Raw genomic sequence first — 13,703 nt, 5'->3', positions numbered from 1 at the left:
CTATAAGGATAGACCTTCCAAACGACGGCTGGGGAGGTGGCATTGTGCGGTTTACGGTGTCAATGTTCGATATTCGCACCGAACTTCCCGAAAATCCCACATAAATGAAATCGGGGTGTATGGGCCGATTTCTTGAACTCGCCCCTACACCCCGGAACCTCCATGATTGCCTTTATTTAGGCCGGGTCGGCGTGAAACCCATAGGTTTCATAGCGCGTGGTCAGCTTTCCTTCTTTGACAGTGCAGACGGTGAAGCCTTCCGGCGTGCCCTCGTGGATGCCCTTCCACCAGTTGCCAGACACAGCGCCTCCGGTGATGTAGGTAATACCGTTGAACTCAACGCGTTCGTTCACGTGCGTATGCCCTTGCAACACGCCGATGACATTGTGCTTTGCCAGCAGCGGCAGAATCTCGTATGTGTTGGAAACGGACAAGCCATTGTGAGCCGGCGGCGTAGCTGGAGGCGCAGAGTACTGGCCGTACGCCGTGATCAGCGGAATATGTGAAACAAGGATCACCGGAGTCGTTGGCGATACCTTTGCCAAATCGGTGCGCAACCACTGCAACTGTCCTTCATCGAGGAAGCCGAAGTACGTGCGCTCCGGCGCGAAGCCGATGGAATCCAGGATGATGAAGTGAACGCCCTTGTAGTCGAAGCTCTGGTAGCGTGGGCCGATCTTGTCTTCAAAGAAACTCTTGCCGTAGTTCGGATCGGTTAGATCAATACCGCTCTTCGGGAAGAGCCCAATCACATCATGGTTGCCCATCGTGTGATAGACCTTCAGTCCCAACTGCTGTTCCGTCTCGCCATACAAATGAAACAACTCCTGCGAACGTGAGAGTGGCACAGCGAGTCCGTCGAAGATGTGATCACCGCCCTGAATCGCAAAGTCTGCATGCAACATGCGCGCCTTCTTGAAGGCCATGCTGCAACCTTCTGTGGCATGTAGCTCTGGTTGGATGTGTGTATCCGTCATGAACAGAAAGCTGAATTCCTCCGTTGCAGCAGGTGACATAGCGAACGAAGGCAACGAGGATGCAGCAACTCCAGCCGCAGTTAGTGAGAGGAAACGACGACGATCAAGATTCGGCATGTGCGGAGTCTACCCTCCGTCCATGAACTTTCTGAAAAGAAAAGAACTTCAACGGACTACAGCACTTTCATCAAGCACGCTATGCCGATTCGCGCCGTACTCTGCCGCTCCTCGCAACGGCATAATCCGGCGTATCTTGCGCGAAGACTTTTGCTCATCTCGCTCGCTATCCTAACTGCCGGTTATTGTCCGCTTTTTTACCGGTTATTTACCGGTATTTCCTTTCTTCCCCTGCCAAAACAACACCACAGGCACCGAACAAAAATCACAACAATATGCGCTGCCTGCGATTCCCCTTTTTGAGGCTTAGGATCTTAATGCGATCTCATCCGTTTTTTCGGAACCCCGTTCTATACGCTTCGCTTGTTCCCCTATTTTCCGTTGCAGCACTTGCCCAAGGCGGCAGTGCAGTACTAAGCGGCACGGTGACCGATGCCAGCGGCGCGGCCGTCCCCAACGCGCACGTGACCGCCACCAATGTGGACACCAACCTGGTATTGAATGCCGATTCCAACGGTTCCGGTCTCTATCGCTTCCCGACGATTCCGCCGGGACGTTATGTCATCTCCACGAACGTAAAAGGATTTCAGAAATTCCAGCAGACAGGCGTTGTACTGACTGTTAGTCAACAGGCAACGATCGACATTGGCCTGCACGTGGGCAGCGAATCAGAAACGGTGAACGTAACCGCTGGCGCACCGTTGATGAACACCACGAACGCCGAAGTCAGCAACACTGTGAGCGAACACGCCATCCGCGAACTGCCTTTGAATGGTCGCGACCCTTCCAGCCTTGTACTGCTGTCGCCCGGTACGGTGAATGTGTTGAATACAGGCGCAGGCACACTGCAGGGTGAGACCACGTTCCCCAATGAAAGCGGTGCATCTGCAGGCGGTGGACGTCAGGGCAGCACGCTGTATCTTCTGGATGGTGTTCCGAACATGGACACCTACATGTCGCTCTCTGCACCGACACCCAATGCCGATGCCACCAGTGAGTTCCGCGTCATCTCCAACAACTTCGACGCGCACTATGGCTTCTCACCAGGCGCGGTTGTTTCGATTGACACCAAGAGTGGTACTAACGCTCTGCATGGTGGTGCATTTGAGTTCCTGCGCAACAATGCGCTGAACTCCGCAGACTACTTTTCAAAGCAAGTCGATTCGCTGAAGCGTAATCAGTTCGGCGGCTTCCTGGGTGGTCCTGTCATCAAGGATCGTCTGTTCTTCTTTGGCAACTATCAAGGCACGCGTCAGTCCACCACGTCCACTGCGAACAGCACAAACACGCCGACAGCAGCCATGTTGAATGGTGACTTCTCTGCGTATCCCAAGACGTTGACCGGTGGCTTCGTCAACAATCGCATTGATCCGTCACTCTTCAATCCTGCTGCAGTGCAGATTGCAAAAACAGCACTGCCACTGGGCCAGGATCCCGCCAGCGGTCTGGTGTACTACACCGTTCCCAAGACCATTGAGACATACAACGAAGGCACAGGCCGTATTGATTACACACCGAACGACAAGCATCGCCTGACGCTGCGCAGCTTCATCCAGTACTACAACCGCAGCGAAGCCGCGACGCCCGGCAACATCCTTGCGCTGAACACAGGCAAGCAGGGTAAGTTCTTCAATGAAGTGTTGAATCACACGTGGACCGTCACTCCCAGTCTCATCAACGCATTGTCGCTCTTCTGGAATCAGGAGCATGTCTACAACGTGGGCCAACCACTGGACAATGCAGGTTCACCGTTCTGCCTGTCTCGCTACATCAACGTGAATGAACCCGCAGGCACTTGCTACAGCGAAGGCTTGAATGCCAGCGGCGGCTTTGGTCTACAGTACTCCGAATACACAGGCGAGATGCGCCGTTCGTGGGGCTTCTCTGACTTCATCACCAAGATCGTTGGCAATCACACCATCACCGCAGGTGTAGACCTATGGCATCAGCGCGCACGTGAGCTGACGTACTATCCCGCAGCGCCCATCATCAGCTTCAACGGCTATTCCACCGGCTTCGGTCTTGCAGATTTCCTCCTTGGTCGTGTCAGCACATACACACAGGGCGCAGGTGAAATTGCCGATGTCAGTGGCAATCTTCTTGGCGTGTACGCGCAGGATCAGTTCAAGCTGCGTTCCAACATCACTGTTACTGCAGGTCTTCGTTGGGATCCGAATCTGGCTCCGCAATCGAAGGATGGTCGCGGCGCTGTGTGGAATCCGGGACAGCAGAGCACTGTCTTCCCGAACGCTCCCACCGGCCTCGTCTTCCCCGGCGATAACGGGGTAAGTGCTGGCCTTGCGCCCAACACCTATGGCTACTTTGAACCGCGTCTCGCCGTAGCGTGGCAGGTGCATCCCAAAACGACCTTCCGTGCAGGCTTCGGTCTGTTCACGGCGCCGCTGCCATACTCTTCGTACAACCACGTTGCAGACGTAACCCCGTTCAGCCCCACATACACGCTGAATGAGACCGCAGCGTCACCGATCGATTTCTCCAACCCGTGGGCAAGCTACCCCGGCACAGGCGGCGTGAGTCCGTTTCCGCCGTTTGTGTATTCCGGCGGTACACCGCCCAGCAACTCCACCTTCCCTTCACCCACGTCCGTTCCCGCAGCATTCACACCAAAGTTCAAGCTCGGCATGACGCAAAGCTGGAACGCATCCGTGGAGCAACAGCTTGGCAATGATGTAGTGCTGCACCTGGCTTACGTTGGCAGCCAGAGCTATCACCAGTCACTGATTCTGGACGCGAATCCTGGCCAGACATCGGGCGCAGCGTATGGCATCCGTCCCATGTCCAACTTCGGTCAGATCCTCACGATCCAATCCATCGGCACGGCCAGTTACAACTCGCTGCAGGCGCAGATTGAAAAGCGCTTCTCACATAACTTCCAGGCGCAATCCAGCTTCACCTGGTCAAGAAACCTGGACATTGCGTCCAGCGGCAATGCTTCATTCACCAGCAGCATCGCAAACCCATACAACATCCGCTATAACCGCGGTATCTCTGACCTGAACGTGCCGCTGGTCTCTGTCACGAACCTTGTCTACACAACACCCGCGCTGCACGGATGGAACAGCATCGCACGTGGCGTGCTGGGCGAGTGGGAGATCAGCGCCATCTACACCTTGCAGTCGGGTCGTCCCTTTGGCATCTCCGGCGGCACAGGCAATAATTCCGGTGCGCAGGAAGGCGGAGACCGCGCCGACTATGTACCCGGCGTGGTTGTGCAAACGCATCAGGGCAGCAAGCAGCAGTGGCTGAATCAGTACTTCACCACTGCGGCCTTCACAACCAATGCTGTCGGAACGTTCGGCAACACCGGTCGCAACATCCTGAAAGGGCCGGGCGTGAACTATAGCGATGCAGCCATCATGAAGAATTGGACCGCACGCGACCGCTACCATCTGCAATTCCGCTGGGAGCTGTTCAACGCCTTCAACCACACCAGCTTCAGCACACCCAATAACAACCCCACCAGCGGAACCTACGGCCGCATCACCGGAACCGGCCCAGTCGCGCCCCGTGTAATGCAGGCGGGACTGAAACTCACCTTCTAACGCTTCAAAACAACGCAACAACTAAAAGAAGGGCCGAAATTCGGGCCCTTCTTACTTTTCCTGGAACATCGCAGGAACAAAACACCGCGGAAGATCAGCCATTTCGCACGCAAAATACGAGAGGGGCCGAAAATCGGCCCCTCTCGTAATGTTCTGAAAATTTGCTTAGCGATCTTTCGATGCAGCGATCTTCTCTTCTGCCACGCGAATCTCTGCGCGGGCATAGTCGTACTTCGCAGCGTCATCGCCTGCCTGAGCCCAATCCTTCTCGGCGTCAGCCAGTTCCTGTTGCGCCTTGGCAGCGTCGATCTCTTCCGGCTTCAGCGCCGTCTCTGCGAGAACGGTTACGCGCTCCGGAAGGACTTCGACAAATCCCCAGGCTACGAAGAGCTTCGCATTACCGGAGTTGCCGCCATGGAGCTTCACTTCGCCCGCGCCCAGTTCTGCAAGCAGCGGTGCAGCGCCGTACAGCGCTTCAATGTAGCCAGAGAGAGCGGGCAGCTCAATCGCGTCCGCCGTGGTGTCAATCAGAACGCGGTCCGGCGTAACGATGCGGACTGCGAGCTGGCCGGAATGTGTGGTTGCGTCTGCCATTTAGCTTTTCGCTCTTAGCTTCTAGCTCTTAGCTAGAGCAATGTGTAGGTGCGGACTGCTTCAACTTTTTTGAAGCAGTCCGCAAAGTTTCAATTCGCCAACAGCATAGCTAAGAGCGAAGCTCATAGCCAAAAGCTGTTCTTACGCGTTTGCCTTCATCTTCGCTGCGGCTTCCAGCACTTCCTCGATGCCGCCCTTCATGTAGAAGGCCTGCTCGGGGATGTCGTCATGCTTGCCTTCGATGATCTCCTTGAAGGAGCGCACCGTATCGGCGACCTTGACGTACTTGCCGGGGTTGCCGGTGAAGACTTCAGCCACGTGGAACGGCTGCGACAGGAAGCGCTGTACCTTACGTGCACGCGACACGGTCAGCTTGTCGTCTTCGCTTAGTTCGTCGATACCCAGGATGGCGATGATGTCCTGCAGATCCTTGTAACGCTGCAGAATGCCCTTCACCTGCTGGGCCACTGCGTAGTGCTCTTCGCCCACAACGCGCGGGGTGAGAATACGCGATGTAGAAGCCAACGGATCGACGGCCGGATAGATACCGATTTCCGTCAGCGCACGGTTCAACACGGTGGTCGCGTCCAAGTGGGCAAAGGTCGTCGCCGGAGCGGGATCGGTCAAATCGTCGGCGGGCACATAGATGGCCTGCACGGACGTAACGGAACCCTTCTTCGTGGACGTGATGCGCTCCTGGAGCTGGCCCATCTCGCTGGCGAGGTTCGGCTGGTAACCCACAGCAGAAGGCATACGGCCCAGCAGCGTGGAAACCTCAGAACCCGCCTGCGTGAAGCGGAAGATGTTGTCGATGAACAGCAGCACGTCCGAGCCTTCTTCATCACGGAAGTGTTCCGCGATGGTCAGACCGGTCAGCGCCACGCGCAGACGCGCACCCGGCGGCTCGGTCATCTGGCCGTAGATAAGAGCGGCCTTGGACTTGCGCCAGTCGTGCGGATCGATAACGCCCGACTCCTGGAATTCCATCCACAGATCGTTGCCTTCACGGGTACGCTCGCCAACGCCAGCGAACACCGAGAAGCCACCGTGCTGCATGGCAACGTTGTTGATTAGCTCCTGAATCAGAACCGTCTTACCTACACCAGCACCGCCGAAGAGGCCGATCTTACCGCCCTTCAAGAAGGGCTGGATCAGGTCAACGACCTTAATGCCCGTCTCGAACATCTCTTCGCCCGTAGCCTGCTCGTCGAACGCAGGTGCCTGGCGATGGATGGGCTTACGAACTTCCGTCTGCACGGGGCCAAGCTCGTCCACGGGTTCACCGATCACGTTGAGCACACGGCCCAACGTCTCGCGGCCCACGGGAACCATGATCGGGTTGCCGGTATCGATAGCCTTCATGCCACGCACCATGCCCTCCGTCGCTTCCATAGCAACGGTACGCACGCGACCTTCGCCCAGGTGCTGCTGCACCTCAACGATGACCGACAGCGGGGTCGGAATGTCGAAGCCTTCGGACGTGATGCGCAGCGCCTGATAGATAGGCGGCATGTGCTTCTCGTCGAACTGGATATCAACGGCCGGGCCGCTGATCTGAATTACTTTGCCAATGTTCTCTGCCATAAGTCTTGTCTTTCCGAAATCTGAAACGCTGGAGCGTTCTGTAACGATTCCCTCAAACTCTTTACATCTTGCTCGTACTTCTTACACTGCTGCTGGTTCAACTTCACCAGCCAATCTTTTCGGGCAGAAGCCGCGATCTTTGGAAGTCTCAACTCCACAAGTCTGCAATTTTCCGCATCCATTATCAGAAGCTGCGCTCGTACTTCGAGTCCCCGGTTGGCCACTGTGAACCAGTCTAGCTTCTTAGATTCACTGTCCCAGCTATCCCTCGATCGCTTTACTTCTTCTTCGCTACCAAACCTTACTTTTTCAGACTGCTCAATAAACTGCTGTGCTTTCCTTCTTCCAGAAGGCGTGAGCCATCTGAAAGTTACAAATTCGTACAACATAACGGCTAGACAAAAAGTTACGAGTGCTAGCACGATCCGTACTACAGACCACAAAATCCGTTTATCTGTCCGCCGCGACCAAATCTCTTTCATGAGAATTGATTGTGCGGAGTTCATTAAACAGCCGACGCTCCCGAAACGATCTCGATAATTTCCTTGGTGATGGCTGCCTGACGCACGCGGTTCATGGTCAGTGTCAGCGAATCAATCATGTCGCTCGCGTTGCTGCTGGCGGCGTCCATGGCCGTCATACGGGCGGCGTGTTCGCTGGCGCTGGATTCCAGCAGCGCATGGTAAATCTGCGTGGTCACATAACGCGGCAGCAGGTGCTTGAACAGCTTCGCCGGCTCCTGGTCGTAGATGTAATCCACGTCCGCCGTGCCAAACTTCTTCGCTTCGCGGTCCAGTTCCGTCTCTTCCGGCTCGTTGATGGAGACGCCCGAAGTTGCAGCAGCGCGAGCCGTAGCTTCCTTCTGCTCTTCCGTCATCTCTTCCGCAGCCGTGATCTCCTGAGAACCAAGCTTGCGGATGGGGAGGAGTTTCTCCACCACAACACGCTGCGCGATCACGCTCTTGAACTCGTTGTAGACGATGTAAACGGAATCGATCTCGCCACGCTCGTAGCGGTCAATGATCGAATGCGCAGACTTGTCCACTTCCGTGAAGTTCAACTTCGTCAGCAGGAAACCAAGATCCTTGGTGATCTCAATCGGCGCCTTGCGCTCGCGGAGATCTTCAATGTGGTGCGAGATGCCGATGGGCTCATCATGCTCCTCATCGACATGCTTCCACACAGCTTCCGGATACTTGCGCTTGAACAGGTCACGCGACTTGCGGCCGACCGTCTCAACGTCAATGTTCTGCTCGCCCGGACGCGGATCGTCTTCCGTCACCTGCTTCGGTTCGCGACGATAGTCGATGAACTTCTGCGCGGCTTTGCCGATGTTGGAGTTGAATGCGCCTGCGAAGCCCTTGTCGCCTGCGACGACCAGCAGCAGCACATTCTTCTCTTCGCGCTCCACCAGCAGCGGATGCATGACATCGCCGTTGCCTTCTTCGCCGTAAAGAGCAGCACGGCGAACCAGCGACTGCAGTACGTTAGCCAGCATCTGCGCATACGGACGTGCCTGCAACGCACGCTCCTGCGCACGGCGCAGCTTCGCCGCCGAGACCATCTTCATGGCCTTGGTGATCTGCCGCGTGTTTTTCACGGAGCGAATGCGCCGCTTTAGATCCAGTACGTTTGCCATTCGTTTAGTACTTTTCCGAAACCTTGCGAATCTCTTCCTGCCAGCGGCGTTCCTGCTCACCCACGGAAACGCGTGCCTCGATTTCCTGCTGTTCTGCCTGCACCCGGCCCAGATCGTGCGAATGAATATCAAGCCGGTGATGCAACTGTTTCATCCGGCGTGTCTGCATCCAGTGCGACCAGGTCAGAAACGCCACATTGAGAACTGCGAAAGCTACTACGAGGACTACGACCGAGGTCGTCATGGGAATAACCTTTGGCTGGGCCGGGCGGAAGCATCTGCTCCCAACCCGGCGATTCCTGTTATGCCGTCGCCAGGGCTGGCTTCTTATCCTGAAGCCCGGCCTTGAACGAAGCCTTGTAATCATTGATGGCGTTGGTCAGGTTCTTGGTGATCTCGTCATCCAGAGCCTTCTTCGTCATGATGGCGTCCAGAATCGACTGACCGGTGGTCTTCATGTACTCGTGGAAGCCTGCCTCGAACGCCTGCACCTGCTTCACATCGATGTCGTCCAGCAGACCCTTCGTTCCAGCAAACACAATGGATACCTGCTGTGCAGCGGTAAGCGGCTGGAACTGCGGCTGCTTCAGAATCTCAACCAGGCGCGAACCACGGTTCAGCTGCTTCTGCGTCGCGGGGTCCAGGTCCGAACCGAACTGCGCGAAGGCAGCCAGTTCGCGGTACTGCGCCAGATCCAGCTTCAGGGTCGCACCCACCTGCTTGGTGGCCTTCATGGCAGCCGCGAAACCTACACGCGACACCGAAAGACCTACGTTCACAGCTGGACGGATACCGGAGTTGAACAGATCGGTTTCCACGAAGATCTGACCGTCGGTGATCGAAATCACGTTGGTCGGAATGTACGCGGACACGTCACCAGCCTGTGTCTCGATGATCGGAAGAGCCGTCAGCGAACCGCCGCCCAGCTTGTCCGAAACCTTCGACGAACGCTCAAGCAGGCGCGAGTGGAGATAGAACACGTCGCCCGGGTATGCTTCGCGGCCCGGAGGACGACGCAGCAGCAGCGAGATTTCGCGGTATGCCACGGCGTGCTTCGAGAGATCGTCGTAAATGATGAGGGCGTGCTTGCCGTTGTCGCGGAAGTACTCGCCCATTGCGGTTGCCGCGTAAGGAGCGAGGTAGCTCATCGGAGCCGGCTCAGAAGCCGTTGCGGCCACAACGATGGTGTACGCCATCGCGCCGTGCTCTTCCAGAGTCTGCACCACCTGTGCCACGGACGAACGCTTTTGACCAACTGCACAGTAGATGCAGATGAGGTCGTTCTTCGCCGAGTTCAGGATGGTATCCAGAGCGATGGCAGTCTTGCCCGTCTGGCGGTCGCCAATCAGCAATTCGCGCTGGCCACGGCCGATCGGAATCATGGTGTCGATGGCCTTGATGCCGGTAGCCATCGGCTCCGTCACCGACTTACGATCGATAACGCCAGGTGCCAGGCGCTCCACGGGCGACGAGTGCGGCGTATTGATGGGGCCCTTGTCGTCGATAGGCTGGCCGAGCGCGTTCACCACGCGTCCAATCAGAGCCTCGCCCACGGGTACGGACATGATCTTGCCGGTGCGCTTAACCTCTTCGCCTTCCGCGATTTCCGTATAGTCACCCAGGAGAACCGCGCCCACCTGATCTTCATCCAGGTTCATCGCCAGACCGGCGACACCCTTCGGAAATTCAAGCAACTCACCAGCCATGACCTTATCCAGGCCGTGGATGCGTGCGATACCGTCACCCAGCGAGATGATCGTGCCGACTTCATCGACTGCAATCTTCTGTTCGTAGTTCTCGATCTGCTGACGAAGCAGTTCTGTAATCTCGTCTGCCTTGAGCTGTGCCATGTGTCTCTTTCGTCTCCTGCGCCGATCTACTGGCGCTTGAAAAAACCTAATACTGCAAAACTTTTCTTAAGCGCCTGCCAGATGCCGCTTCAACTGCTGCAACTGCCCGCGAACCGAGCCATCGTACACCTGCGAACCGAGCTTAATCACCGCTCCGCCCAGCAACGACGCATCCTGCAACCACGTGACGCGAACGCGGCTACCTGCCAGCGCTCCCGCCTTGCTGCCCAGCAACTGCTTCTCGTCTTCCGAGAGCTGCTTCGCCGTAACAATTTCTGCCTCGGCAATGCCGTTCGCCTGGTCGGCCAGCGTGCTGAACTCAGCAGCGATGTCCTTCAGCGATTCCAGACGACCGTGATCCATCAGGACAGCAATAAAGTTGCGAACAGTCTTATCCAGACCCACACGGCCGGAAACAGCATCCAGAACTTTAACCTTGTCCTTGTGATCCAGAGCCGGGTTCAGCAGAAACTCGCGGAGTTCGCGGCTGCCATCTAACGTTGCGGCAAAGTCTGCAACCTGCTGGCGAACACTGTCAATGTTCAGATTCTGCGCAGCAGCAACCTGCTGGAATGCGCGCGCGTAACGAAGTTCGAAGGCGGCCATAATTAGTTCCGGCTCCCTTCTGCGCCCGGCTTAACAGAAGACAGGCGGCCCGCAAACGATTCGATCAGGATGCGGTCATCTTCCGGCGTAATGTTCAACTGCGAAGCGGCGCGATCCACAGCAATCTCAGCAGCATAGGCGCGAAGATCGCGGGTAGCAGCAGCGGATGCAGCGGCAATTTCCTGCTCTGCCGCTTCCAGAATGCGCTTTTTCTCTTCTTCAGCCTGCGCGTGAATGCGAACTTCCTCTTCCGCGGCAGCCTTGTCGTTTTCAGTACGGAGAGCGGCAATCTCGCTATCGAGCTTCGCCAGGCGTCCTTCCACAGCAGATAGGCGAGCCTTCGCCTCTTCCGTGGCTACGCGGGCTTCCACAATGTTCTTCTGAATGCCTTCAGTACGAGCGCGGAAGGCCTTCGGCAGCGCCTTTACCAGGCCAAAGCCCACAGCGCCCAGCAGAATGATGGCGTTGAACCACTCAAACACTGCGGAAGCCGTTCCCGGCTCCATGCCCAGCATGTGGCCCAGCTTGATGACCGACGGAGACTTACGGAAGGCCTCTTCGCCGCCCTCAGCTTCCTTGCGCTCCGGATTGTTCTTCTCAGGAACCGCCTCAGGCTCAAGCTTCTGACCAGAAGCCACGGAAGGCGATGCGGGAGCAGGCTCCTGGGCGTGAACAGCAGGCGCAGCCAGCGAAACCGCCAGCAGGGCTGCAAATACGAATTTCATACGGAAAATCTTCAACGGGCCACTCCCACGCCGGTTCCAGCACGATGCGGCAGGATAGCTGCCATCACCTGCTGCGACAGGGCGGCTGCCTGCGTCTCGATCTGTGCCTTTGCTTCGGCTCCGGAACGCTCCACAGACTCGCGTGCAACACCGATACGTTGCTGAGCTGCAGCGCGTGCCTCTGCCAGCGCCTTGTCGCGCGCATCGGAAGCTGCTTTCTGGCGGGCGGCACGGGCATTGAAGATTTCGCTGCGGGCATCGCGAAGACGGGTCTCGTACTCCGAGGTCTTCGCTTCCGCTGCGGCAATCGCTGCCTTTGCCTCATCCATGGCCCCGCCGGTACGGCCATGGCGATCCGCCAGCACCTTCTCCATGGGCTTGCGGACAAGCACCTGGTAGGCGGCCAGAAGGATCAGGAAGAAGATGGCGGTCGGCACGGAGCCGAGCACAAGATCGCCAAGTTGGTTCAGAATCTCTTGCATGAAGGACCGTGGGCCGGTGTCCTAAGGGAGCTCCCGTTCTCGTTCAAGCGCCCGGAGAGGGCACCCTGGCGGAGCAAAGGGGACAGCGGCAACCCCTTTGTTATACCAATCCCGGACCCTTTCGGTCAATGAATCCAGACAGTATGCGGACCTTCGACAGAGGGTTTTTCCTGTGGATTTCACGGCACTTTCACTTCCACCGGAGCCATACGATAGCCTGAATGATGGCATGGCTGAAACTTCTGGGAAACGTATTGTCATCGCGTCATTTGGATCGCTCGGCGATCTTCACCCATTTCTAGCGCTGGCAAAGCAGCTTCGCACCCGCGGCCACCACCCCGTCATAGCCACGGCTTCCTTCTACAGCGAACGCATTCAGGCCCTTGGATTTGAGTTTGAACCGCTGGGGCCAACCGTCTCCCCGCAAGATCCGGAACTGATGCATCGCCTCATGCGCACCGCGCGCGGCCCGGAATACCTGTTTCGCGAGATGTTTCTGCCAAACGTGCCGCAGATGTATGCAGATCTGGAACGCATCTGCGCTGGCGCTGACCTTCTCATCGCAGGAGAAATGGTGCTGGCAGCGCCCATCTTCGCTGAAAAGACAGGCATGCCATGGGTTTCCGTTCTGCTCTCACCCATCAGCTTTCTCTCGCCACACGATCCCTCCATACTGCCAGCCCTTCAGTTCCTGTCCTTCACACTTGGCTGGCCATTGAGCTTCCAAAAGGCGCTTCTCAAGCTACCCGCACTCGCATTCCGCCGTTGGAGTACTTCGCTGCGGGAATTTCGTAAGAGCCTCGGCCTGCCAGACGATTCCGAAGCCCTGCGCACGGGCAAGCTGAAAGCAAACCTGGTGCTGGCGATGTTCTCGCAACAGTTTGCAAAGCCGCAGCCAGACTGGCCAGCAAACACATTGCAAACCGGATTCGCGCATTACGAACAGGAATCTCTTCCCGAACACGACGGTGTGCAACAACGCATTGACGACTTCCTGAAAGCAGGCACACCGCCAATCGTTTTCACGCTTGGCTCTGCAGCCGTTCATGCGGCAGGTGATTTTTTCTGGATGAGCGCTCGCGCGGCGCATCGGCTCCGTATGCGTGCCATCCTCGTCGGCGATCCACGCGGATTAAGCTCACCAACTATCCTGACGGTGCCTTACGCCGACTACAGCAAACTCTTCCCGCACGCCGCCATCATCGTGCACCAGGGCGGCATTGGCACCACAGCCGAGGCTCTGCGATCCGGACGTCCACAAGTCGTGGTTCCCTTCAATTTTGACCAGCCGGACAACGCCGCACGCATTGTGAGACTCGGCGTGGGCCTGAAGCATGACCGCAGAATGTGGAGGGACCGGCAGGCCCACTACTCCCTGCTGCGCCTGATCCGTGACAACACTTTCACAGAACGCGCTGCGCAGGTAGGCGAGACGATCCGCAAAGAAGACGGCACAGCCAACGCAGTGAACGCAATAGAACGGTTCCTGGCCACGATTTCATAAGTTTGGCGACAAGTGAGGGAAGCTTCTTTTATTACCAGGAAGCCTCCTCTCTCCTGCCTTTC

The 13,703-nt window shown here is 57.0% G+C and carries 12 protein-coding genes; 2 read left to right on the top strand and 10 right to left on the bottom strand.

What is annotated here, in order from left to right:
- Positions 1 to 176: 176 nt before the first annotated feature.
- Positions 177 to 1,094 carry a metallophosphoesterase family protein gene (locus JAO32_RS15915; RefSeq protein ID WP_334242179.1) on the bottom strand — a complete coding sequence of 306 codons (918 nt, stop codon included), beginning with the start codon at positions 1,092 to 1,094 and terminating at the stop codon, positions 177 to 179.
- Between the two features lie 317 nt (positions 1,095 to 1,411).
- On the opposite strand from JAO32_RS15915, the gene JAO32_RS15910 reads away from it, so the two are divergent.
- On the top strand, positions 1,412 to 4,657 hold the full coding sequence (locus JAO32_RS15910) for a TonB-dependent receptor (protein ID WP_334242177.1): 3,246 nt from the start codon (positions 1,412 to 1,414) through the stop codon (positions 4,655 to 4,657).
- 165 nt (positions 4,658 to 4,822) lie between these two features.
- Here JAO32_RS15910 and atpC read toward each other — a convergent pair whose 3' ends face one another.
- The 9 genes from atpC to JAO32_RS15865 all read right to left on the bottom strand — a co-directional run bounded on the left by atpC (position 4,823) and on the right by JAO32_RS15865 (position 12,137).
- Complete coding sequence (atpC, locus tag JAO32_RS15905; RefSeq protein WP_334242175.1) at positions 4,823 to 5,251, bottom strand: ATP synthase F1 subunit epsilon; 429 nt, start codon at positions 5,249 to 5,251, stop codon at positions 4,823 to 4,825.
- A 141-nt stretch (positions 5,252 to 5,392) separates the two neighbouring features.
- A complete protein-coding gene (atpD, locus tag JAO32_RS15900) occupies positions 5,393 to 6,835 on the bottom strand; it encodes a F0F1 ATP synthase subunit beta (RefSeq protein ID WP_334242174.1) in 1,443 nt (480 codons plus the stop codon).
- Entirely contained in the window at positions 6,811 to 7,224 is a 414-nt protein-coding gene (locus JAO32_RS15895) for a hypothetical protein (RefSeq protein ID WP_334242172.1), read from the bottom strand. Before JAO32_RS15895 ends, atpD begins: the two co-directional genes overlap by 25 nt.
- A 116-nt stretch (positions 7,225 to 7,340) precedes the next feature.
- A complete protein-coding gene (locus JAO32_RS15890; RefSeq protein WP_334242170.1) occupies positions 7,341 to 8,474 on the bottom strand; it encodes a F0F1 ATP synthase subunit gamma in 1,134 nt (377 codons plus the stop codon).
- 4 nt (positions 8,475 to 8,478) lie between these two features.
- Entirely contained in the window at positions 8,479 to 8,718 is a 240-nt protein-coding gene (locus JAO32_RS15885) for a hypothetical protein (protein ID WP_334242168.1), read from the bottom strand.
- Between the two features lie 58 nt (positions 8,719 to 8,776).
- On the bottom strand, positions 8,777 to 10,324 hold the full coding sequence (gene atpA / locus JAO32_RS15880) for a F0F1 ATP synthase subunit alpha (protein ID WP_334242166.1): 1,548 nt from the start codon (positions 10,322 to 10,324) through the stop codon (positions 8,777 to 8,779).
- Positions 10,325 to 10,390: 66 nt separating this feature from the next.
- The gene (gene atpH / locus JAO32_RS15875; RefSeq protein ID WP_334242164.1) at positions 10,391 to 10,930 is read right to left on the bottom strand and encodes an ATP synthase F1 subunit delta; all 540 of its coding nucleotides are present in this window, start codon (positions 10,928 to 10,930) and stop codon (positions 10,391 to 10,393) included.
- Between the two features lie 2 nt (positions 10,931 to 10,932).
- Positions 10,933 to 11,655 (bottom strand): ATP synthase F0 subunit B, encoded by a 723-nt coding sequence (locus tag JAO32_RS15870; protein ID WP_334242162.1) that lies wholly within the window; start codon positions 11,653 to 11,655, stop codon positions 10,933 to 10,935.
- Positions 11,656 to 11,666: 11 nt separating this feature from the next.
- Positions 11,667 to 12,137, bottom strand: coding sequence for a F0F1 ATP synthase subunit B family protein (locus JAO32_RS15865; protein WP_334242160.1), 471 nt, complete (start codon positions 12,135 to 12,137; stop codon positions 11,667 to 11,669).
- A gap of 229 nt (positions 12,138 to 12,366) precedes the next feature.
- Between JAO32_RS15865 and JAO32_RS15860 the strand changes: the two genes are divergently transcribed.
- On the top strand, positions 12,367 to 13,641 hold the full coding sequence (locus JAO32_RS15860) for a glycosyltransferase (protein ID WP_334242158.1): 1,275 nt from the start codon (positions 12,367 to 12,369) through the stop codon (positions 13,639 to 13,641).
- Positions 13,642 to 13,703: the final 62 nt, after the last annotated feature.

It is taken from the genome of Terriglobus sp. ADX1 (assembly GCF_036877645.1).
Taxonomy (GTDB): domain Bacteria; phylum Acidobacteriota; class Terriglobia; order Terriglobales; family Acidobacteriaceae; genus Terriglobus.
Note: the sequence above shows the minus strand (reverse complement) of the source record. Positions and strands in the feature narration are given on the sequence as shown.